The sequence below is a fragment of the Streptomyces chrestomyceticus JCM 4735 genome, from assembly GCF_003865135.1.
Classification (GTDB): domain Bacteria; phylum Actinomycetota; class Actinomycetes; order Streptomycetales; family Streptomycetaceae; genus Streptomyces; species Streptomyces chrestomyceticus.
In genome coordinates this window covers 784,384-809,279 of record NZ_BHZC01000001.1, presented here as the reverse complement: position 1 = coordinate 809,279, position 24,896 = coordinate 784,384, and the positions used below count along the sequence as shown (strand labels likewise).

Genomic DNA, 24,896 nt, shown 5'->3' with positions numbered 1-24,896 from the left:
GGAAACCGGAATAACCGCGGTGACCTGACGGAACCGACGGGATTTCCGTTGTCGTTCGGTCAGCAGCGGATGTGGTTCGTCAACAGGCTGGAGAACGCGGGCACCGCGTACACGATGGCCATGGCCGTCCGGCTCGTCGGCAGGCTGCACACGGCGGCGCTGGAAGCGGCGTGGGCCGATGTCGTCGGGCGCCACGAGGCACTGCGTACGGTCTTCGCCGAGGCGGACGGGGAGACCTGGCAGCGGGTACGGGACGAACCGCCGGCCGGGCTCGGGAACCGAGGCGTCACCGAGGAGGAACTGGCGCCGGTCCTCGCCGCCGAAGCGGGCCGGCAGTTCGACCTGCGGGCCGAGCCGCCGTGCCGGGCGACGCTGTACGCCCTCTCCCCGCGCGAGCACGTCCTGCTGCTGGTGGTGCACCACATCGCCGTCGACGGCCGGTCCCTGGAGGTGCTGGCCCGCGACCTGTCACATGCCTACGCCGCCCGGTCGCGGGGCCGGACGCCGGAGTGGCCGCCGCCGCCCGTCGCGTACACCGACTTCGCCCGGCGGCAGCAGGAACTGCTCGGCGCCGAGCAGGACCCGCAGAGCGTGTACGGGCGGCAGCTCGCCTACTGGCGCCAGGCCCTGGCGGGCCTGCCCGCCCAACTGGACCTGCCCTGTGACCGGCCGCGTCCCGCCGAGCCCCGGCACGAGGGGAGTTCGGTGCCGGTCCGCATCCCGCCGGACACCCACCGGGCCCTGCTGAAGATCGCGGACGACTGCGACGCCACCCCGCTCACGGTCGTGCGGGCCGCGCTCGCCGTCCTGCTCTCGCGCCTGGGCGCGGGGGACGACATCCCCATCGGCTCCCCGGTCGACGGACGGACCGACCCGACGCTCCGGGACCTGGTCGGGTTCGTGGCCAACACCCTGGTCCTGCGCACGGACCTCTCCGGAGATCCCGCCTTCACCGACCTGGTACGGCGGGTCCGCGCCACCGGCCGCGCCGCCGAGGCCCACCAGGACCTGCCCTTCGAACACCTCGTCGGCGTGCTCAACCCGGACCGCTCGCTGGCCCGCCACCCGCTGTTCCAGGTGCTGCTGGTGATGGAGGACTCGCCCGGCTCCGCCTGGGACCTGCCCGGCCTGACCGCCGTACCCGAGCGGGTCGGCATCGAGGCGGCGCGCGACGACCTGACGTTCGGCCTCTTCGACCTCTACCTCAACCTCACCGAACGCCACGACGCGGACGGCCGGCCCGGCGGCATCGACGGCGGGCTCTGGCACAACGCGGAACTCTTCGACCGGGAGACGGCCGCCCTGCTGGCCGCCCGGCTCACCGCGGTCCTCGCCCGGCTCACCGCGGACCCGGCGCTGCGGGTGAGCGAGACCGGCGTCCTGCTGGACGGCGAGGAGACCCGGCTGCTCACCGAGGTGAACACCGGCCGGGAGGCCGCGCCGGGCACGACCGTCCCCGCACGGTTCGCGGAGATCGCCGCCCGCTTCCCGGACGCGGCCGCGGTCGTCTCGGGCGCGGACACCCTCACGTACGCGGAGCTCGACGCACGGGCGAACCGGTTCGCCCGGTACCTGCACGCCGGGGGAGTGGCGCCGGGCCACCGCGTCGGTGTCGTGCTGCCCCGCTCCGCCGGACTGGTCGTCGCCCTGCTGGGCATCGCCAAGGCCGGAGCGCTGGCCGTACCGGTGGACCCGTCCTACCCGGCCGAGCGAGTGCGGTACCTGCTGGAGGACTCCGCCCCCACGCTGGTCGTGAGCGGCGAGGAGGCGCTGCGGGAAGCCTTCCTGCGGGACTTCTCGGCCGCGCCGCTCCCGGTTCGGGTGCCGCCGGAGTCGGGCCTGTACGTGATGTACACCTCCGGATCGACGGGCACGCCCAAGGGCGTCACGGCCACCCACGACAATGTCGCGGCGCTCGCCCTGGACACGTGCTGGGACGGCATCGGCACCGGGCGCGTCCTCTTCCACGCCCCGCACGCCTTCGACGCCGCCACGTTCGAACTGTGGGTGCCGCTGCTCAACGGCGGGTGTGTCGTGGTGGCACCGGAGGCGGAGCTGACCGGGAGCGCCGTGGCCCGGCTGACCGCCGCCCATGCGCTGACGGCCGTCCACGTCACCGCCGGGCTGTTCCGGGTGCTGGCCCAGGAGACCCCCGACTGCTTCAAGGGCCTCCGGCACGTCCTGACCGGCGGCGACGTGGTCCCCGCCGAAGCCGTCGCCCGCGTCACCGAAGCCTGCCCGGACGCCACGCTGCACCACCTCTACGGGCCGACGGAGATCACCCTGTGCGCCACCACGTACACCGTCCCCCCGGGCGCGGAGGCACCGGCGGTGCTCCCGATCGGCGGACCGCGCGACGGCGTACGGGTCTTCGTCCTGGACCGGGCCCTGCGCCCGGTGCCGCCCGGCGTCGCCGGTGAGCTGTACGTCGCGGGGCGGGGCGTGGCCCCCGGGTACCTGAACCGCCCCGCGCGCACCGCGGAACGTTTCGTCGCCTGCCCGTACGGCGGCGGGCGGATGTACCGTACCGGCGACCTCGTCCGCTGGGACCGCCACGGCCGTCTGGTCTTCCTGCGCCGCGCCGACGACCAGGTGAAGGTCCGGGGCTTCCGGATCGAGCCGGCGGAGGTCGAGGCCGTCCTCGGCCGGGCACCGGGCGTGGACCAGGCCGCGGTCGTCGTCCGCGAGGACCGGCCCGGCGACAAACGCCTGGTCGCGTACGTCGTCGGAACAGCGGACGGCCTACGGGACTTCGCCGCCGAGCACCTGCCCGACCACATGCTCCCCGGCACCGTCGTCCCCCTCGACGCCTTGCCGCTGACGCCCAACGGCAAGGTCGACCGGGCCGCGCTGCCCGCCCCCGGCCACACGGCCGCCCCCTCGGGCCGCCCGCCCCGCACCCCGCAGGAACAGACCCTGTGCCGGCTCTTCGCCGAAGTCCTGGGCCTGGACCGGGCCGGCATCGACGACCGGTTCTTCGACCTGGGCGGCGACTCCCTGCTGGCCATGCGGCTGATCAGCAGGGTCCGTACCGCCCTGGGCGTCGAGATCCCCCTCACCGTGCTGTTCGAGACGCCCACGGTCGCGGGACTGGCCGGGCTGCTGAACGACCTGGGCACCGGCCGCCCGCGCGTGGTCGCGGCGCGGCGGCCGGAGATCCTGCCGCTGTCGTTCGGGCAGCAGCGCATGTGGTTCGCGAACCGGCTGGAGGACACCGGCGCCTACAACATGGCCATGGCCGTGCGGCTGACCGGCAGCCTGGACCTGCCCGCGCTGCGCGCCGCCTGGGCGGACGTGATCGCGCGCCACGAGCCGCTGCGCACGGTCTTCCCCGAGCGGGACGGCGTACCGCACCAACTGGTGCTGGACGGTGACCGGCCGGCGCCGGGCGGCACCCCCGGCACCCCGGACCTGCCGGTCGTCCCCGCCGACGAGGCATCACTCGACGCCGTACTGGCCGAGCACATCGGCCGCCGGTTCGCCCTCGACACGGCACCGCCCCGGCGGGCGACCCTGTTCAACCTGGCCGACGACGCCGCCCACGTGCTCCTGGTGGTCGTGCACCACATCGCCGCCGACGGCTGGTCGATGGGCGTCCTGGCCCGCGACCTGTCGACGGCGTACACGGCGCGGAGCACGGGGCGCGCGCCCGACTGGGCGCCCCTGCCCGTCCAGTACGCCGACTTCACCCTCTGGCAGCACGCGCTCCTCGACAGCGGCAACGGCCTGCTCGACACCCAGCTCGCCCACTGGACCGAAGCCCTGGCCGGCCTGCCGGACCAGCTCGAACTGCCCACCGACCGGCCGCGCCCGGCCACGGCGAGCCACCGCGGCGCCACGCTGCCGTTCACCGTCGGCGCCCGGACGCACCAGCGGCTCGGCGCCATCGCCCGCGCGTGCGACACCACCCTGTTCACCGTCGCGCAGGCCGCGGTCGTCCTGCTGCTGTCCCGGCTCGGCGCGGGCGAGGACATCCCGCTCGGCACCCCCGTCACGGACCGCACCGACGAGTCCCTGGACGGCGTCGTCGGGTTCTTCCTCAACACCCTGGTGCTGCGGACCGATGCCGGGGGCGACCCGTCCTTCACCGAACTGGTGACGCGCGCCCGGGACGCCGACCTCGCCGCGTACGCCCACCAGGACCTCCCGTTCGAGCATGTCGTGGAGGCGCTGAAGCCCGCCCGTTCGACCGCCCGGCACCCGCTGTTCCAGGTGCTGCTGGTGCTGGAGGACGAGCTGCACCCCGCGTGGGACCTGCCCGGCCTCGCCGCGGCACCGGTCCCGGTCGCCCCGGCCACGGTCGAGTTCGACCTGGTCTTCGGCCTGGGGGAGCGCCCCGGCGGCACCGGCATCGACGGCTACCTGGAGTTCGCCACCGACCTCTTCGACCCGGACGGCGCGCAGAGCCTGGTCACCCGGCTGCTCGCGGTGCTCGACCAGGTCGCCGCCGACCCCGGGCTGCGGGTCGGCGAGGTCGAACTGCTGGCTCCCGAGGAGCGGCGGCGGCTCGTCACCGGCGTCAACGTCGGAGCGGCGGGCCCCGGCGGCCGTACGGTCCTCGGCCAGTTCGACGCCACCGTACTGCGGTCGCGCGCCGACACCGCCGTGACGGCGGGCGCCACCTCGCTGACGTACGGCCAACTGGACGCGCGGGCCAACCGGTTCGCCTGGTACCTGCGCTCCAAGGGCGTGGGCCCCGGCGACCGGGTGGCCGTCACGCTGCCCCGGTCGGCGGAACTCGTCGTCGCCTTCCTGGGCATCGCGAAGGCGGGGGCCGTCTTCGTACCCGTGGACACGTCCTATCCGGCGGAGCGGGTGCGGTTCCTGCTGGCGGACTCCGCTCCGGTGCTGGTGGTGGGCGAGGAGGAGCTGCGCGAAGCCGCCGCCGGGGGATTCCCGGCTGCTTCGTTGCCGGTGGAGGTGACGCCGGAGTCGGCGCTGTACGTGATGTACACGTCCGGTTCCACGGGTGAGCCGAAGGGCGTCGTGGCTACGCACGGGGGCGTCGCGGGGCTGGCCCTGGACTCCTGCTGGGGCGACATCGGCTCGGGCCGGGTCCTGTTCCACGCGCCGCACGCCTTCGACGCCTCGACTCTTGAGGTGTGGGTGCCGTTGCTGAACGGCGGGTGTGTGGTGGTGGCACCGGAGGTGGATCTGGACGGCGTCACCCTGGCCCGTCTGGTCGGTGAGTACGAGCTGACGGCCGTCCACGTGACGGCTGGGCTGTTCCGGGTGCTGGCGCAGGAGACGCCCGAGTGCTTCTCCGGTCTCCGGCACGTGCTGACCGGCGGCGATGTGGTGCCCGCCGAAGCCCTCGCCCGGGTCGCCGAGGCGTGCCCCGACGCCACGCTGCACCACCTGTACGGGCCGACCGAGACCACCCTGTGCGCCACCGCGTACGTCATCGACCCGGGAGCGGAGGTGCCGTCGGTACTGCCGATCGGCGCGCCCCGGGACGGCCAGCGGGTGTTCGTTCTGGACGGCTTCCTGCGGCCTGTTCCGGTAGGGGTCGCGGGAGAGCTGTATGTGGCCGGTGGCGGGGTCGCCCGGGGGTACCTCGGACGCGCGGCGCTGACTGCCGAACGGTTTGTGGCGTGTCCGTACGGGGGCGGACGGATGTACCGGACGGGCGACCTGGTGCGCTGGGACCGGGACGGCAACCTCGTCTTCCTCGGGCGGGCCGACGACCAGGTGAAGATCCGCGGCTTCCGTGTCGAACCGGCCGAGGTGGAAGCCGTTCTCGGGCAGTGCCCGGGGGTGGGCCAGGCCGCCGTCGTCGTCCGTGAGGACCGGCCCGGTGACAAGCGCCTGGTCGCGTACGTCGTCGGAGAAGCCGGCCGCGTACGGGAGTTCGCGGCCGAGCGGCTGCCGGACTACATGGTGCCGTCGGCGACGGTCGTCCTGGACGCGCTGCCGCTCACCGTCAACGGCAAGGTCGACCGGGCGCTGCTGCCCGCCCCCGACTACGCAGCGCCCGAGTCGTCCGCCCGCGCGCCCCGCACGCCGCAGGAGCAGATCCTGTGCCGGCTGTTCGCGGAGGTGCTGGGGCTGGACGTGGCCCGGGTCGGTATCGATGACGGCTTCTTCGATCTTGGCGGGGACTCGCTGCTGGCGACGCGGCTGGCGAGCCGGGTCAAGGGCGCGCTGGGTGCGGAAATTCCGGTGCGGGCATTGTTCGAGGTGCCCACCGTCGCAGGGCTGGCCGGGCGGCTGGACGAGTTCGAGGCCGTACGGCCCGTGCTCGTACCGGTGGACCGGCCCGATCCGCTGCCGCTGTCGTTCGGTCAGCAGCGGATGTGGTTCCTGCACAGCCTCGAAGGGCCGAGCGCCACCAACAACATTCCGCTCGCCGTCCGGCTGACGGGAGAGCTGGACGTCACGGCGCTGGAAGCCGCCTGGGCCGATGTCGTGGCCCGGCACGAGACGCTGCGTACCCGCTACCCCGAGCACGGTGACAGCGCCCGCCAGGACATCGTGGACGCCGCCGAGGCGCCCGTACATCTGGCCGTCGTCCGGATCGGTGCGGACGACGTGGAACAGGCGCTGGCCGACGGTGTCGCGCAGGGCTTCCGGATCGAGCGGGAACTGCCGTGGCGGGTCACGCTGTTCGAGGTGACGCCCGCCGAGCACGTCCTGCTGATCGTGGTGCACCACATCGCCGCCGACGGCTGGTCCATGGGCGTCCTGGCCGACGACCTGGCGACCGCCTACGCCGCACGGTCCGAGGACCGCGCGCCCGGCTGGACGCCACTGCCCGTCCAGTACGCCGACTTCACCGTCTGGCAGCGCGACCTGCTCACCCAGGACACCCCGGACGGCCTGTTCGGCAGGCAGGCCGCCTTCTGGTCCGAGACCCTGGCGGACCTGCCGGAGCACCTGAAGCTGCCGTTCGACCGGCCCCGCCCGCCGGTGGCGACCCACCGGGGAGCGTTCCTGCCCTTCACGGTGGACGCCACGGCGCACCGGCGCCTGGCGGAGATCGCGCGCGAGTGCGACGCGACGCTGTTCATGGTCGCGCAGGCCGCCGTCGCCGTGCTGCTGTCCCGGCTCGGCGCCGGGGAGGACATTCCGCTCGGCACGCCCGTCGCGGGCCGTACCGACGAGGCCGTGGACCACCTGGTCGGCAACTTCCTGAACACGCTGGTGCTGCGGACGGACGTCAGCGGCGACCCCTCCTTCACCGAACTGGTCGGCCGCGTACGGGAGACCGACCTCGCCGCGTACGCCCACCAGGATCTGCCGTTCGAGCACCTGGTGGAAGTGCTGAACCCGGTCCGCTCGCTGGCCAGGCACCCGCTCTTCCAGGTCGCCTTCGCCCTCCAGAACGCACCCGAGACGCACTTCGACGCCCCGGGGCTGGAGTCCCGTCCGGTGCCGGTGGAAATGTCCACCTCGAAGTTCGACCTGTCGGTCCTGATGTGGGAACGCCGGGACCCTGACGGTGCCGCCGCCGGCCTGGACTGCTACCTGGAGTTCGCCACCGACCTCTTCGACCCCGCCACGGCGGAGCGGCTGGTCGCCCGGCTGCTGCGGGTGCTCGACCAGGTCACCGCGGACCCCGCCGTACGGGCCGGGGCGGTGGACGTGCTCGGTGCGGACGAACGGACCCGCGTCACGGAGGCGGTGGCACCGCGCCGGGCGGACACCCGGGACACGACCGTGCCGCAGCGCTTCGCCCAGGTCGTCGCCCGGCACGGCGACGCGGTGGCGGTGGAGACCGCGGACGGCACCCTGACCTACCGCGAACTGGACGCGCGGGCCGACCGCTGCGCCCAGTACCTGCACGCGAAGGGCGTCACCGCCGGCGACCGGGTCGCGGTGCTGTTCGACCGCTCGGCGGAGCTGGTCGCCGTACTGCTCGGCATCGCCAAGGCAGGCGCGGCGGCCGTGCCCATCGACACGGCGTACCCGGTCGAACGGGTGCGGTTCCTGCTGGAGGACGCCGAGCCCGTACTGGTCATGACGCGCTCCGAGGTGGCCGAGGCGCTGCGGTACTTCCCGGCCGTCCCGCCGCCCGCGCGGGTCGCGCCGGACTCCGGGCTCTACGTGATGTACACCTCCGGCTCGACCGGGACGCCCAAAGGCGTCCTCGCGACGCACGCGAACGTCACGGCGCTCGCCCTCGACCCCTGCTGGCAGGGCGTCAGCACCGGCCGGACGCTCTTCCACGCCCCGCACACCTTCGACGCGTCCACCCTGGAGTTGTGGGTGCCGCTGCTCAACGGCGGGTGCGTGGTCGTCGCGCCGCCGCTGGACCTGGACGGGGAGACGGTGGCCCGGCTGGCCGACGCGCACGCGCTGACGGCCGTCCATGTCACCGCCGGGTTGTTCCGGGTGCTGGCCCAGGAGACTCCCGATTGCTTCAAGGGCCTTCAGCACGTCCTGACCGGCGGCGACGTGGTCCCCGCCGAAGCCGTCGCCCGGGTCACCGAAGCCTGCCCCGGCGTCGCCGTCCACCACCTGTACGGCCCGACCGAGACCACCCTGTGCGCCACCACCCACACCCTCGCACCCGGCACGGAAGCACCGTCCGTCCTGCCGATCGGCCGCCCGCGCGACGGCGTACGCGTCTTCGTCCTGGACCCGCTGCTGCGCCCGGTGCCCACGGACGTGGCAGGCGAGCTGTACGTCGCCGGGGAGGGCGTCGCCCGGGGGTACCTCGGCCGTGCGGCGCTGACCGCCGGACGGTTCGTGGCGTGCCCGTACGGCGGGGGACGGATGTACCGGACGGGCGACCTGGTGCGCTGGGACCGGGACGGCAACCTCGTCTTCCTGGGCCGGGCCGACGACCAGGTGAAGATCCGCGGCTTCCGGATCGAACCGGCCGAGATCGAAGCGGTCCTCGGGCAGTGCCCCGGCGTGGACCAGGCCGCCGTCGTCGTACGGGAGGACCGGCCCGGCGACAAGCGTCTGGTCGCCTACGTCGTCGGGGAGGCGGACGGCGTACGGGACTTCGCGGCCGAGCGGCTGCCGGACTACATGCTCCCCGGCGCCGTCGTCACCCTCGACGCGCTGCCCGTCACGGACAACGGCAAGGTCGACCGGGCCGCGCTGCCCGCACCCGACTACGCGGCGGCGTCCGGGGGACGCGCGCCGCGCACCCCGCTCGAAACGCTCTTCTGCGGTCTGTTCGCGGAGGTTCTCGGGCTGGTGGTGCCGGATGTCCGGCCCCCGGACGTGCCGCGTCCGGACGTGCCGCGTCCGGACGTGCCGCGTCCGGACGTCCCGGAACCGCTCGTACCGCGCCCGGACCTCCCGGACCGTCCGAACGGCCCGAACTCCGATGCCCCGAGGCCCCCGGCGGCCCCCACACCCCCGGCCGTCCCCCAGGCCCCGGCACCGGCCTCCGTCATCGGCGCGGACGCCAACTTCTTCGAACTCGGCGGCGACAGCATCATCTCCTTGCAACTCGTCGCCCGCGCCGCGCGGGCCGGCTACCGGATCAGCGCGACGGACGTCTTCCAGCACAAGACCCCGGAGGCCCTGGCCCTCGCCGCCCGGCCCGTCACGGAGGAGGAGACCCGGCACGACGACAGCGACGGCCCCGTACCCCTCACCCCGGTCATGCGGCAGCTCGCCGACCGGCAGGCCCTGGCCGGACCGCTGCACCAGAGCGTCATGGTCTGGACCCCCACCGGCCTGACCGCCGCCGACCTCACCACCGCCCTGCAAGCCGTCCTGGACCACCACGGCGCCCTGCGCCTCCGCCTCGGTCCCGACGACACCGGCACCCTGCACATCCGGCCGCCGGGCTCCGTACAGGCGGCGGACCTGCTGCGTACCGTACGGGTGCCCGGACCGGCCGAGCAGATCACGGCGGCGATCGTCCGTGAGCAGTGCGCCGCCGCGTCCGGCCGCCTCGACCCGCGCTCCGGCGCCGTCCTGCAAGCCGTCCGGTTCGACGCGGGCGCGCACCGGCCGGGCCGGCTCTTCCTCGCCGCCCACCACCTGTGCGTGGACAGCGCGTCCTGGCGCATCCTCCTCGACGACCTGGCGCTCGCCTGCGAGGCGGTCCAGGCGGGCACCACCCCGGCCCTGCCACCGGTCCGTACGTCCTTCCGCCGCTGGGCCGAACTGCTGCGGCAGGCCGCCCACGACCCGGCCCGTACCGCCGAACTCCCGCTCTGGCAGCGGGTCGGCGCGCCCATCGCCCCGCTGCTGCCGGCCGCGCCCACCGGGCCGGGCGGGCCCGGGACGCTGCGCATGACCCTGGCCCCCGACACGTCGGCGGCCCTGCTCACCACCGTCCCGGCGGCCTTCCACGCCGAGGTCACCGAAGTGCTCCTCGCCGCCCTCGTGCTCGCGGTCGCCGACTGGCACGGCCGCCCCGGCGCCGTCCTGGTGGACCTCGAACGGCATGGCCGAGAGAGCGGCCTCGCGCCCGGCACCGACCTGTCCCGTACGGTCGGCTGGTTCACCAGCGTCCACCCGGTCCGGCTCGACCCGGGCGGCGCGGAACCCGGCGCCCGCACCGGCGCCCCCGACCCGGGGACCGTACTCAAACGCGCCAAGGAGCAGCTCAGGGAACTGCCCGCGCACGGCATCGGCCACGGACTGCTGCGCCACCTGAACGCGCGGACGGCCCCGGCCCTGGCCGGACTCGCCACCCCGCCCCTCCTGTTCAACTACCTCGGCCGCGTCCCCGCCGCGGACGAGCGCCGGACGGCCGCCACCGCGTGGACCGCCACCGGCGACGCCCACCCGCCCGAAGGCGTACGCACCCACCCGGTCGACCTCGACGCCCGCACCGTGGACACCGACGACGGACCCCGGCTGACCGCGCACTGGGCCTGGGACCCCGCGCAGGTCTCCGAGGCCGCCGTGCGGCGCCTCGCCCACGCGTGGTTCCGGGCCGCCGAGGACCTGGTGGCGTGCGCCGCGCAGACGGACGCGGGCGGGCGTACCCCGTCGGACCTCGACCTCGTCGCCCTGACGCAGGACGACATCGACCAGCTCGAAACGGAATGGGGAAAGTAGCCGTGAGCAAGCCCGGACTGGCCGACATATGGCCGCTCGCGCCGATGCAGAAGGGCATGTTGTTCCACGCCCTGTACGACGCCGAGGCCACGGACATCTACCGGGGCCAGGTGGTCCTGGACCTGGACGGCCCTCTCGACACGGACGCCCTCAGGTCGGCGGGACACGCGCTGTTACGCCGGCACCCGACCCTCAGGGCCGGGTTCCGCACCCTGAAGTCCGGTGACACGGTGCAGATCGTCCCGCAGCGCGCGGACCTCCCGTGGCAGGAACTGGACCTGCGCCCCGTCCCGGCCGACCGGCGCGAGGACGCCCTGGACGAGGCGGTACGCGCCGAGTGGACCCGACGCTTCGACCTCGCGGCACCGCCCCTGCTGCGCCTGACCGCCATCCGCGTCGGCGACACCCGTACCCGCGTCGTGCTGACCGTCCACCACATCCTCTGCGACGGCTGGTCGACCTCGATCATCGCCGACGAACTGGTCGAGCTGTACCGCAACGGCGGCGACGAACACGCCCTCCCGCCGGTCACCCCGTACCGCAGCTACCTCGCCTGGCTGGCCCGCCGCGACGGCGCGGCCGCCGCCGAGGCGTGGCGGCAGGCGCTGCGCGGGGCGCGGCCCACCCTCGTCGCGCCGGAGACGGGCCACCGCGCGCCGGTCGACCCCGACGAGGTACGGATCGAACTGCCCGGCCCGCTGGTGACGGACCTCGCGGCGCTGGCCCGCCGCACCGGGGTGACCATGAGCACCGTGATGCGCGGCGCGTGGGCCGTGCTGCTCGGCACGCTGACCGGGCGCGACGACGTGGTCTTCGGCGGGACCACGGCCGGGCGCCCGCCGGAGATCCCGGGCATCGACACCACCGTCGGCCTGTTCATCAACACCCTGCCGGTCCGGGCCCGCTGGTCGGCCACCGACACCGTCGCCCAGTTGCTCACCTGCCTCCAGGAGGCGCAGGCGGAACTGCTGCCGCACGAACACCTGAGCCTGGCCGAGGTCCAGGGCGTCGCCGGGACCCGCACCCTGTTCGACACCCTGACCGTCTTCCAGAACTACCCCGTCGACCTCCTCGACCTGACCGGGACCACCGCACGGGCGGTGTCCGGGGACCTCGACCTGGCGAGCGTCGGCGGCCGGGACGCCGCGCACTACCCGCTGACGTTCACCGCGATGTCCGAACGCTTCCGGCTGACCTACCGCCCCGACCTGTTCACCCGGGCCGACGCCCAGCTCCTCGCAAGCCGCCTGGTGCGCGTCCTCGGCCAACTGGCCGCCGGCCCGGCCACCCGGATCGCCGACCTCGATGTCCTTGTCGACGGCGAACGGGACCGGCTGCTGCACGGCGTGAACACCGGCGCCCCGGGGCCCGCGCCGACGACCGTCCCCGCCCTCTTCGAGCGGACCGCCCGGCGGTACGCGCGGGAAACGGCGGTGGTGTCCGCGGCGGAGACCCTGACCTACGAGGAGCTGGACACCCGGGCGAATCGATTCGCCCGGTACCTGCTCGCCAGGGGGGTGGCCCCTGGTGACCGGGTGGGTGTGGCGCTTTCCCGGTCGGCGGAGCTGATCGTGGTCCTGCTGGGTGTAGCGAAGGCGGGGGCCGTGTTCGTGCCGGTGGATCTCTCGTATCCGGCGGAGCGGGTGCGGTGGCTGCTGGCGGATGCGGCTCCGGTGCTGGTGGTGGGCGACGCGGAGGTGCGTGAGGCCGCTCGCGGGGCCTTCGCGGCCGCTCCGCCGCCGGTGGAGGTGGCGCCGGAGCCGGAGTCGGCGCTGTACGTGATGTACACGTCCGGATCGACAGGGACGCCCAAGGGCGTGGTCGCGACGCACGGGAGTGTGGCGGGGCTGGCGCTGGACTCCTGCTGGGGCGACATCGGCACGACCGGCCGTGTCCTCTTCCACGCTCCGTACGCCTTCGACGCTTCGACGTTCGAGCTGTGGGTGCCGTTGCTGAACGGCGGGTGTGTGGTGGTGGCACCGGAGGTCGACCTGGACGGCGGCACGCTGGCCCGTCTGGTCGGTGAGTACGAGCTGACGGCCGTTCACATGACGGCTGGGCTGTTCCGGGTGCTGGCCCAGGAGACGCCCGAGTGCTTCGCCGGTCTCCGGCACGTCCTGACCGGCGGTGACGTGGTACCCGCCGAAGCCGTGGCGAGCGTCCTGGACGCCTGCCCCGAAGTGACGTTACGGCACCTCTACGGCCCCACGGAGACCACCCTGTGCGCGACCGCCCTCACCGTCGGCCCCGGCGCGAAGGTGCCCTCCGCCCTTCCCGTCGGCAGACCTCGGGACGGCGTACAGGTGTTCGTTCTGGACAGTTTCCTGCGGCCTGTTCCGGTGGGTGTCGCCGGGGAGCTGTATGTGGCCGGTGGCGGGGTTGCGCGGGGGTATCTCGGCCGTGCGGCGCTGACGGCGGAGCGATTCGTGGCGTGCCCGTACGGCGGGGGACGGATGTACCGGACCGGTGACCTGGTGCGCTGGGACCGGGACGGCCATCTCCTCTTCCTGGGCCGGGCCGACGACCAGGTGAAGATCCGTGGCTTCCGGGTCGAACCGGCCGAGATCGAGACCGTCCTCGGGCAGTGCCCGGGTGTGGCGCAGGTCGCGGTGCTGGCGCGGGAGGACCAGCCGGGCGACAAGCGCCTGGTCGCGTACGTCGTCGGAGAAGCCGGCCGCGTACGGGAGTTCGCGGCCGAGCGGCTGCCGGACTACATGGTGCCGTCGGCGACGGTCGTCCTGGACGCGCTGCCGCTCACCGTCAACGGCAAGGTCGACCGGGCCGCGCTCCCGGCCCCCGACTACGCGGCAGCGGCAGCCGCCTCGGACCGCGCGCCCCGCACGCCGCAGGAGCAGATCCTGTGCCGGCTGTTCGCCGAGATTTTGGGACTGGACGTGGCCCGGGTCGGCATCGACGACGGGTTCTTCGATCTCGGCGGGGACTCGCTGCTGGCGACGCGGCTGGCGAGCCGGGTCAAGGGCGCGCTCGGTGCGGAGATTTCCGTACGGGCGCTGTTCGAGGCGCCCACCGTCGCGGGGCTCGCCGCGCGGCTGGACGAGTTCGAGGCCGTACGCCCGGCGCTGGTCCCGGCCGAACGCCCCGACCCGCTGCCGCTGTCGTTCGGTCAGCAGCGGATGTGGTTCCTGCACAGCCTCGAAGGACCGAGCGCCACCAACAACATTCCGCTCGCCGTCCGGCTGACGGGAGAGCTGGACGTCGCGGCGCTGGAAGCGGCCTGGGCCGATGTCGTGGCCCGGCACGAGACGCTGCGCACCCGCTACCCCGAGGACGGCGGCAGCGCCCGCCAGGAAGTCCTGGCGGCCGTACCGGCACACATACCCGTGACCGCCGTCACCGAGGAGACGGTGGACACGGCGCTGGCCGCGGAGGCCGCCCGCGGGTTCCGGCTGGACACGGGCCTGCCGTGGCGGGTCACGCTGTTCGAGGTGGCGCCCGCCGAGCACGTCCTGCTGGTCGTGGTGCACCACATCGCCGCCGACGGCTGGTCCATGGGCGTCCTGATGCGGGACCTGTCGACGGCGTACGCGGCACGGTCCGAGGGCCGCGCGCCCGGCTGGTCGCCGCTGCCCGTCCAGTACGCCGACTTCACCCTCTGGCAACGCGAACTGCTCGACCGGGACACCGAGGACGGCCTCTTCGGCAAGCAACTCGACTTCTGGACCCGCGCCCTCGCCGACCTCCCCGAACAACTGGAGCTGCCCTTCGACCGGCCCCGCCCGGCCACGGCCAGTCACCGGGGCGCGATGCTCCCGTTCACCGTGGACGCCGCCGTGCACCGGCGGTTCCTGGAGATCGCCAAGCAGTGCGACGCGACGCTGTTCATGGTCGCGCAGGCCGCCGTCGCCGTCCTGCTGTCCCGGCTCGGCGGCGCCGAGGACGTACCGCTCGGCACACCCGTCGCCGGACGTACCGACGAGTCCCTCGACGGTCTCGTGGGCAACTTCCTGAACACGCTGGTGCTGCGGACGGACCTCAGCGGCAACCCCTCCTTCACCGAACTGATCGGCCGCGTACGGGAGACCGACCTCGCGGCCTACGCCCACCAGGACCTGCCCTTCGAGCACCTGGTAGACGTCCTGAACCCGGTCCGCTCGCTGGCCAGGCACCCGCTCTTCCAGGTCGCCTTCGCCCTCCAGAACGCCCCGGACACGGCGTTCGCGGCTCCCGGGCTCGGCGCGGAGGCCGTCCCGGTGGGGCTGGCCTCCTCGAAGTTCGACCTGTCGGTGGTGCTGCGGGAGCGTCCCGACGGCGGCGGTCTCGACGGCCTGCTGGAGTTCGCCACCGATCTGTTCGACCCGGCCACCGCTCAGGCCCTGGCCACCCGGCTGGTGGAGGTGTTCGGCCGGCTCGCGGCCGATGCCCGGGCCCGGGTGGGGGACCTGGACATCCTGCTGGCCGGGGAGCGGGAGCGGCTCGTCGCGGGGGTGAACATCGGGCAGCCGGGCACCGGCGCAGCGGACCGCACGGTGCCCGCCGTGTTCGCGGAGGTCGCGGCCCGCCGCCCGGACGCACCGGCCGTCGTGTCCGGCGCGCTGACCCTGACCTACCGGGAACTGGACGCGCGCGCCAACCAGTACGCGCACCACCTGCACGCGCAGGGCGTCGGCCCGGGGGACCGGGTGGCGGTGCTGCTGCCGCGCACCGCCGAGCTGGTGACCGTCCTCCTCGGCATCGCGAAGGCGGGAGCCGTGGCCGTCCCCGTCGACACCGGCTACCCGGCCGAGCGGGTACGGCACCTGCTGGAGGACTCCGCCCCCGCGCTCGTGGTGACCGAGACCGCGACGCGGGAAGCGCTCGACGGCTTCCCCGCGTCCCCGGCTCCCGCGTCGGTGGCACCGGGGTCCGGCCTGTATGTGATGTACACCTCCGGCTCGACCGGGACACCCAAGGGCGTGCTGGTGACCCACGGGGGCGCGGCGGCCCTCGCGCGGGACACGTGCTGGGGCGGCATCGGCACGGGCCGGGTGCTGTTCCACGCGCCGCACGCCTTCGACGCGTCCGTCTTCGAGCTGTGGGTGCCGCTGCTGAACGGCGGCTGTGTCGTGGTCGCGCCCGCCGTGGACATGGACGGCGGGACGCTCGCCGGGCTCGTCGCGGAGCACGCGGTGACGGCGGTGCACGTGACGGCCGGGCTGTTCCGGGCGCTGGCGCAGGAGACCCCCGAGTGCTTCGCGGGGCTGCGGCACGTGCTCACCGGCGGCGACGTGGTGCCCGCCGAAGCGGTCGCCCGGGTGGCCGACGCCTGCCCGCACGCCGAGGTGCACCACCTGTACGGGCCGACGGAGACCACCCTGTGCGCCACCACCCACACCGTCGCACCCGGCGCCCAGGTTCCGTCCGTCCTGCCGATCGGCCGCCCGCGCGACGGCTTCGCGGTCTTCGCCCTGGACCGGTTCCTGCGGCCGGTTCCGGTGGGGGTATCGGGTGAGCTGTACATCGCCGGGGAGGGCGTCGCGCGGGGCTACCTCGGCCGGGCGGCGCTGACGGCGGAGCGGTTCGTGGCGTGCCCGTACGGGGGCGGGCGGATGTACCGGACCGGTGACCTGGTGCGCTGGGACCGGGACGGGAATCTCGTCTTCCTGGGCCGGGCCGACGACCAGGTGAAGGTGCGGGGTTTCCGTATCGAGTTGGCGGAGGTCGAGGCCGTGCTCGGGCAGTGCCCGGGGGTGGAGCAGGCCGCCGTCGTCGTACGGGAGGACCGGCCCGGGGACAAGCGGCTGGTCGCGTACGTCGTCGGAGAAGCCGGCCGCGTACGGGAGTTCGTGGCCGAGCGGCTGCCGGACTACATGGTGCCGTCGGCGACGGTCGTCCTGGACGCGCTGCCGCTGACCGTCAACGGAAAGGTGGACCGGGCCGAACTCCCCGCACCCGACTACACGGCGGCGTCCGCCGGGCGCGCGCCCCGCACCCCGCTCGAAACGCTCTTCTGCCGGCTGTTCGCGGAACTCCTGGGCCTCGGGACACCGGACGCGGAACCCGAGGGGCACGCCCTCCCGGTCGCCGCGGACGCGAGCTTCTTCGCCCTCGGCGGGGACAGCATCGTCTCCCTGCTGCTCGTCGCCCGCGCCGCCAAGGCCGGCTACCGCATCAGCGCCTCGGACGTCTTCCAGCAGAAGACCCCCGAGGCCCTGGCCCGCGTCGCCGAACCCGTCACGGAGGACGACGGCCGGCACGACGACGGCCACGGAACCGTCCCCCTCACCCCGGTCATGCGCGAACTGACCGCACGCGGCGGCCCGGCCACACTGGCCGCCAGGTTCGCGCAGTGGACCGTCGTACGCGTTCCCGCCGACGCCGGACCGGACCGGCTGACGCGGGCTGTCGAGAAGGTGGTGGACCACCACGCGATGCTGCGGGCCCGCCTGGTCGTTCCGGACGACGCCGAGCCGTACCTGGAAGTCGGTGACGCGGCACCCGTACCGGACCGGGTCCGGCGCGTGGACGCCGAGGGGCTGACGGAACAGGCGCTGGAGGAGCTGATCGACACCGAGGCGCGGGCGGCGTCCGGCCGCCTCGACCCGCGGACCGGCACCACCCTGCGGGCCGTCTGGTTCGACCGGGGGAGCGGCCGGCCGGGCCGGCTCGCGGTCGTCGTCCACCACCTGGTCTTCGACGCGGTGTCCTGGCGCATCCTGCTGCCCGATCTCGCCGCGGCCTGGACGGACCCCGACGGGAACCTGGCCCCGGTCGCCGCCTCGTTCCGCACCTACGCCCGGCAGGCGGCGGCCGGCCCGCCGCGGGCCGCCGGCCGGGTGCGGGGCACCGAGGGGCAGATGCGGCAGCGGACGTTCACCGTGCCCGCGCGCACGGCGTCCGCGGTGCTGACCACCGTCCCCGCGGCCTTCCACGCCACGACCGGCGACGTCCTCCTCGCCGCGCTCACCGCGGCCCTCACCGAGGACCGGCCGGGCCCGGTCCACCTGGACATCGAGGGGCACGGCCGCGACGGCGACCTGGACCTGTCCCGCACGGTGGGCTGGTTCACCACCCTGCGGCCGGTGCGGCTGGACGCGGGCGCCGCCGACTTCGACGAGGTCTGCGCGGGCGGCCCGGCCGCCGGCCGGCTGCTCAAACGGATCAAGGAACAGGCCGCCCAGCCCTACGGGGACGGGCTGCCGGCGCCGGTGGCCGGGTTCAACTACCTCGGCCGGTTCTCCGTCGCGGGCCCGGAGGCGGACGACTGGCAGCCGGCCGGTCCCCGCTCCATGGGCGCCGACGCGGACCCGGAGCTGCCCGCCCTGCACGCGCTGGAGTTCGGCGGCCTGGTCCGCGACGGCGACACCGGCCCCGAACTGGTGCTGCTGGTGTCGTGGCTGGAGGGGGCCCACACCGAGGACGGCGCCGTCCGGCTGGCCGACCGCTGGACCGCTCTGCTGGCCGGTCTGGCCGCGCTCTCCGAGGCCCCGGACGCGGGCGGCCTGACCCCCTCCGACCTGCCGCTGGTCGACCTGACGCTGGGCCAGCTCGAGGCACTGGAGGACGACTTCAACGACCTACCCGGTGAGGGAGGAATGCCGTGGACCGCCGCATAGAAGACGTGTGGCCGCTGACACCGCTGCAGGAGGGGCTGCTGTTCCACTCCCTGTACGACGGGCAGGCCGAGGACACCTACGTCGTCCAGGACGTCCTGGACATCGAAGGCGACCTCGACACGGCCGCGTTGCGGGCGTCCTGGCAGGCCCTGGTCGCCCGGCACGCCACCCTGCGCGCCTGTTTCCGCCAGCCGCCGGGCCTCGAACACCCCGTCCAGGTCATCCCGGCCCGCGTGCAGGTGCCCTGGCGGAACGTCGACCTGACCGGCAGGCCGCCCGAGGACGCCCGCGCCGAGGCGGAACGCATCGCGGACGAGGAACGCGCCCGGCGCTTCGACCTGGCCGTACCGCCGCTGCTCCGGCTCGTCCTGCTCCGGCTCGGCCCGGCCGCACACCGCCTCGTCCTCACCAATCACCACATCCTGATGGACGGCTGGTCGCTGCCGACCCTCCAGCACGAACTGTGGACCCTCTACGAGGCGGGCGGCGACCCCTCCGGCCTGCGGCCCGTGACGCCCTACCGCGACTACCTCGGCTGGCTGAACGCCCAGGACAAGGACTCGGCCCGCGCTGCCTGGCGGGCCGACCTCGCCGGGCTCCGCGAGCCGACGCTGCTGGCGCCGGCGACCGGCCGCCAGCCGTCCACCGCCGGGCACGGCCAGGTCCACACGAAGCTGGACCGGCCAACCACCGCGGCGCTCACCGAACTCGCCCGCCGCCACGGCCTGACCCCCAACACCTTCGTCCAGGGAGCCTGGGCGCTGCTCCTCGGCCGCCTGCTGGGCCGGGACGACGTGGTGTTCGGCGCGACCGTGGCCGCCCGGCCCGCCGAGCTGCGCGGCGTCGAGTCCATGCTCGGGCTCTTCATCAACACCGTTCCGGTACGCGTCCCGCTGACGGCCTCCCGGCCGGTGTCCGACCTGCTCACCGAGGTGCAGACCCGGCAGGGCGCGCTGATGTCCCACCAGTACCTGGGGCTCAGCGAGATCCAGAAGGCCGGCGGCCCCGGCGCCGAGTTCGACAGCCTGCTGGTCTACGAGAGTTACCCGCGCGGCGCACCGGAGGAGGAGAAGAACGGGCCTCCGCTGAAGCTCACCCCCGTACGCGGGCACAACGTCAGCCACTACCCGGTCAGCCTGGCCGCCTTCCCGGGGCCCGAGCTGCTGTTCCTCCTGACCCACCGCCCGGAGCTGATCAGCGCCCGGAACGCACGGCTCCTCGCCGCCCGGTGCCTCCGCATCCTGCACCAGTTGGTCGCCGACCCGGACATCCGCGCCGGTGACCTCGACATCCTCGTCGACGGCGAACGGGACCGGCTGCTGCACGGCGTGAACACCGGTCTGCCGGGGCCCGCGCCGACGACCGTCACCGGCCTCTTCGAACGGACCGTAGGGCAGCACCGGGACGACATCGCGGTGGTGTCCGGGGAGACGGCCCTGACGTACGGGCGTCTGGACGCCCGGGCCAACCAGGTCGCCCGGCACCTGCACGCGTCGGGCGCCCGGCCGGGGGACCGGGTGGTCGTCACGCTCGCCCGCTCGCCCGAGCTGGTCGTGGCCCTGCTGGGCGTCGCCAAGGCGGGGGCGGTGGCCGTGCCGGTGGACACCGCACAGCCGGCCCGGCGGGTACGCACACTGTTCGACGACGCCGCGTCCGCCGTCGTCCTGACGGAGTCCGACGTCGAGGAAGCGCTGCGCCACCACTCCGACGCTCCGCTCGCGGCCCGGGTGACACCGGACTCCGGCCTGTACGTGATGTACACCTCCGGATCCACCGGGACGCCCAAGGGCGTCGTCACCACCCACGGCAACGTCGCCGCCCTCGCCCAGGACACCTGCTGGGACGGCATCGCCGCGGGCCGCGTCCTCTTCCACGCCCCGCACACCTTCGACGCCGCCACCCTCGAACTGTGGGTGCCGCTCCTCAACGGCGGCCGGGTGGTGATCGCGCCCCGGGCCGACCTCACCGCGAAGACCCTGGCCCGACTGGTCGCCGACCACGGGCTGACGGCCGTGCACCTCACGGCCGGGCTGTTCCGCGTCCTCGCGCAGGAGACCCCCGAGTGCTTCACCGGTCTCCGGCACGTCCTGACGGGCGGCGACGCGGTACCGGCCGAAGCCGTCGCCGGTGTCCGGGACGCCTGCCCCGACGTCACCGTCAGCCATCTGTACGGGCCGACCGAGACCACCCTGTGCGCCACGGCCTTCGCCGTCGGGCCCGGCGCGCCCGCCCCGGCCGTCCTGCCGATCGGCGGGCCGCGCGCCGCGGTACGGGTGTACGTGCTGGACGCGGCGCTGCGGCCGGTGCCGCCCGAGGTCACCGGGGAGCTGTACATCGCCGGGGAGGGCGTCGCGCGGGGATACCTCGGCCGGGCGGTGCCGACCGCCGAGCGGTTCGTGGCCTGCCCGTACGGCGGCGGGCGGATGTACCGGACCGGTGACCTGGTGCGCTGGGACCACGACGGGAACCTGATCTTCCTCGGCCGGGCCGACGACCAGGTGAAGGTGCGGGGCTTCCGGATCGAGCCGGCCGAGGTCGAAGCGGCCCTCGGGCAGTGCCCGGGGGTGCGGCAGGCGGCGGTGATCGTGCGCGAGGACCGGCCCGGGGACAAGCGGCTGATCGCGTACGTCGTCGGGGACGCCTCCGGGACGCGGGACTTCGTGGCCGAGCGGCTGCCGGACTACATGGTGCCGTCGGCGACGGTCGTCCTGGACGCGCTGCCGCTGACCGTCAACGGCAAGGTCGACCGGGCCGCCCTGCCCGCCCCCGACCACCCGTCCGGCTACAGCGGACGCGGTCCCGGCTCGCCCGTCGAAGAAATCCTGTGCGCCCTGTTCGCCGAAGTCCTGGGCGTGCCACGGGCCGGCGCCGAAGACGGGTTCTTCGACCTCGGCGGCGACTCGCTGCTGGCGACCCGCCTGGCCGGCCGCGTCCAGGCCGTCCTCGGCAAGGACCTCGAAGTGCGGATGCTCTTCGAGGCACCGTCCCCGGCCGCCCTGGCCGCCCGGCTGGCGGACACCGGCGACCGGCACGGACTCGCCGCCGGGCCGCGCCCCGACGTCATACCGCTGACCCCCGGCCAGCGGTCCATGCTCTCCGCCGAGAGCCGGTACAACATCCCGCTGACGGTCCGCCTCGGCGGTCCGCTGCGCACCGACGCGCTAGAAGCGGCCTGGCACGACGTGACGGCCCGGCACGAAGCCCTGCGCACCCGCTACCCGGAGACCGGCGGGCAGCAGGTCACCGCACCCGGCCGGACACCGCTGACCGCCGTCCCCGTTACCGAGGACGACCTGCCCGGGGCGCTGGACGCGGCCCGCGCCCGGCCCTTCGACCTGGCCGCCGGACCACCGGGCAGGGCGGACCTCTTCGCCCTCGCGCCCGACGACCACGTGCTCCAGATCGTGGTGCACCACATCGCCGCGGACGGCTGGTCGACCGGGCTGATCGCCCGCGACCTGTCCACCGCGTACACCGCGCGGGCGGCCGGCGGCGCGCCCCGGTGGGCGCCGCTGCCCGTCCAGCACGCCGACTTCGCCGTACACCTGAACGAGCAGGCGGCACGGCTGGACGAGCCGGACAGCCCGTTCGGACAGCGCCTCGCGTACTGGACCGGCGTACTCGCCGACCTGCCGGAAGCGCCCCTGCTCCGCCCGGACCGGACACCGCCGGCCGAACCCACCGGCCTGGGCGGCAGCGTCCCCTTCGCGATCGACGAGGCCGCGCACCGGGCCCTGCTGGAGACCGCCCGGCGCGAACGGGCGACCCTGTTCATGGTGCTGCGGGCGGCCATCGCCGCCCTGTGGGCGCGGCGGGGCGCGGTGAACGTACCGATGGGCACCGTCTCCGCGGGCCGGGCCGACCACGCGACGAGCGACGTCGTGGGCCTGTTCGCCGACCACCTGGTGCTCCGCGCGGACGCGGGCGGCGACCCGACGTTCGCCGAACTCGTGCGCCGGGTCCGCGCGGCCGACCTCGCCGCCTACGCCCACCAGGACCTGCCGTCCCAGCTCGTCGAGGAACGCCTGGGGCGGCGCCCGTTCCAGATGATCACCGGCATGGAGAACCTGCCCGACCCGCCCTGGGACCTGCCGGGACTGACGGCTCGGCCGTTGCACCCCGCCCACCGCAACCGGGGTGCGGCCCGCAGCGAACTGGCCGTCACCCTGCGGGAGGTGCGGACTCCCGGGAGCGGCCCGGCCGGCGTGGAAGGCGTCGTCTGGTACAGCGCCGACCTGTACGAGCGCCGGACCGCCGAGGCGTTCGCGGCCCAGTTGACCGCCGTACTGCGGCAGGTCGCGGCGGAACCCGCGGCCAGGATCGGCCGGCTCCGGACGGAGCTGCCGGAGCTGTCGGACGCTCCGGCACTGACGGACTTCCCTGACGCCGCACCGGCGGACGGCGCCCGCCGTCGGAAGGCGGGCGACCGCACATGACCCTCGCGACAACGGCCTCGGCGACGGGGCGGCGACAACAGGAAGGTGCCCCGATGACCGGCAATCTGGCGATCCACGCCGACGGTCTGCGCAAGAGCTACCCAGGGCCGGGCGGCGGTGCGACGGAGGCCGTCCGCGGTCTCGGGCTGAGCGTGGCGAAGGGCGAGTTCTTCGGACTGCTCGGACCCAACGGCGCCGGCAAGTCCACCACCATCGGCATGCTGACCACGATGGTCCGGCCCACGGCGGGCCGCGCGGCGGTCTGCGGCCTGGACGTGGCCGCCGACGCGGTGGCGGTCAAGCGGTGCATCGGCGTGGTGGCGCAGGACAACACGCTCGACATCGAACTGACCGTGGCCGAGAACCTGGAGTTCCGCGGCCGGTACTTCGGCCTCGGCCGCCGGGACGCCCGGGCCAGGGCGCGGGCCCTGCTCGCCCTCTTCGGACTGACCGACCGCGCCCGGGCCCGGGTCTTCGAACTCTCCGGCGGCCAGCTCAAGCGCGTCATGATCGCGCGGGCCCTCGTCCACCGCCCGGACGTGCTCTTCCTCGACGAGCCGACGGCCGGCCTCGACCCGCAGTCCCGCCTCCACCTCTGGGACGTCCTGCGCGGACTGCAGGCCGAAGGCCAGACGATCCTGCTCACCACGCACCACATGGAGGAGGCCGAGACGCTCTGCGACCGGCTCGCCGTGATCGACCACGGCCGGGTGCTGGCCTGCGACAGCGTCCCGGCCCTGCGCGAGTCCGTCGGTGCGGAGACCGTGGTCACCGTCGTCTACGAGGGCGGCGACTTCGACCTCGCCGCGGTCCACGCGATGGCGCGGGCCGACCGGGTGGAGGCCACGGACGGCCAGGTACGGGTCTTCGCCGGAGACCCCGACGGGGTGCTCAGCGACCTGGTGGCGTTGGCCGCCAAGGCGGGACTCACCGTCGTCGACGCGTCCCAGATCGCCCCCAGCCTGGAAACCGTGTTCTTGACCCTCACCGGACGGGAGTTCCGCGAATGACCACCACCGTGCCCACCCGGGCACCGGCCGCCGGAAGCCGCGCGCTGCACACCTTCGCGGCCATGATGGCGCGCGACGCCAGAGTGCTGCGGCGCAACTTCGTGATGAGCGCCGTCCGTATCGTCGTCCAGCCGCTGCTGTTCGTCTTCGTCTTCGCGTACGTGCTGCCGAAGGTCGGGGCCGGCGGCGCCGGGCCCGGGGGAGCGGCGTTCTCGACGGTCATGGTGCCGGGGCTGGTGGGCTCCTCCATGGTCCTGCAGGCGATGGCGGCCGTGACGTTCCCCCTGGTCATGGAGTTGTCCGGGCCCGGCGCCATCGAGGACCGGGCGCTCGCCCCGGTGTCCGTCCGGGTGCTCGGCCTGCAGAAGATCCTCTCCGCCGTGGTCGAGGGCCTGGTCGCCGGCCTGCTGGTCTTCCCCGTCGTCCTGCTGGTGCACGCCCAGGGCCACGCGCCCGCCGTGGAGGTCGCCGACTGGCCGCTGCTGGTCCTCGTCCTGCTGGCCGGCGCGGTACTGGCCGCGTCGATCGGCATGTATCTGGCCACCCGCATCGACCCGCGCCAGATCCAGGTCCTGTTCACCCTGGTGATGTTCCCCGCGATGATGCTCGGCTGCGTGTACTTCCCCTGGACGGCGCTGGAGAGCACACCCTGGCTCCAGTACGCCGTACTCCTCAACCCGATGGTCTACATGAACGAGGGCCTGCGCGCCGTCCTCACGCCGCAGATCGACTCCATGCCCGCCTGGGCCTTCCTGACGGCCCTCCTGGTGGGCGCGGTGGGATTCGGCCGGCTCGCCATGCGCTCGTTCGCCCGCCGCGTCCTGCGGTGACCTCCCGTCACCTGCCGTCCGTTCCAGTCGCACTCTCCGAAGGGAAACACCATGTCCACAACGCCCGAGAACGCGGAATCCGGCCTCCGG

General features: G+C 74.3%; 5 protein-coding genes. All 5 read left to right on the top strand.

Features of this window, described 5'->3' with window-relative positions:
- Window positions 1-48: 48 nt before the first annotated feature.
- Genes EJG53_RS03415 through EJG53_RS03395 form a run of 5 tightly spaced genes read left to right on the top strand, consistent with a single transcriptional unit; the run spans window position 49 to window position 24,806 of the window.
- Window positions 49-10,977, top strand: a complete 10,929-nt coding sequence (locus EJG53_RS03415) for a non-ribosomal peptide synthetase (protein ID WP_125043526.1) — start codon at window positions 49-51, stop codon at window positions 10,975-10,977.
- On the top strand, window positions 10,965-18,530 hold the full coding sequence (locus EJG53_RS03410; RefSeq protein WP_125043525.1) for a non-ribosomal peptide synthetase: 7,566 nt from the start codon (window positions 10,965-10,967) through the stop codon (window positions 18,528-18,530). The genes EJG53_RS03415 and EJG53_RS03410 overlap by 13 nt, the downstream gene beginning before the upstream one ends.
- On the top strand, window positions 18,515-22,966 hold the full coding sequence (locus tag EJG53_RS03405; protein ID WP_125043524.1) for a non-ribosomal peptide synthetase: 4,452 nt from the start codon (window positions 18,515-18,517) through the stop codon (window positions 22,964-22,966). The genes EJG53_RS03410 and EJG53_RS03405 overlap by 16 nt, the downstream gene beginning before the upstream one ends.
- A 53-nt stretch (window positions 22,967-23,019) precedes the next feature.
- Window positions 23,020-23,976 carry an ABC transporter ATP-binding protein gene (locus tag EJG53_RS03400; protein ID WP_125043523.1) on the top strand — a complete coding sequence of 319 codons (957 nt, stop codon included), beginning with the start codon at window positions 23,020-23,022 and terminating at the stop codon, window positions 23,974-23,976.
- The gene (locus tag EJG53_RS03395; protein ID WP_125043522.1) at window positions 23,973-24,806 is read left to right on the top strand and encodes an ABC transporter permease; all 834 of its coding nucleotides are present in this window, start codon (window positions 23,973-23,975) and stop codon (window positions 24,804-24,806) included. Before EJG53_RS03400 ends, EJG53_RS03395 begins: the two co-directional genes overlap by 4 nt.
- Window positions 24,807-24,896 lie beyond the last annotated feature (90 nt).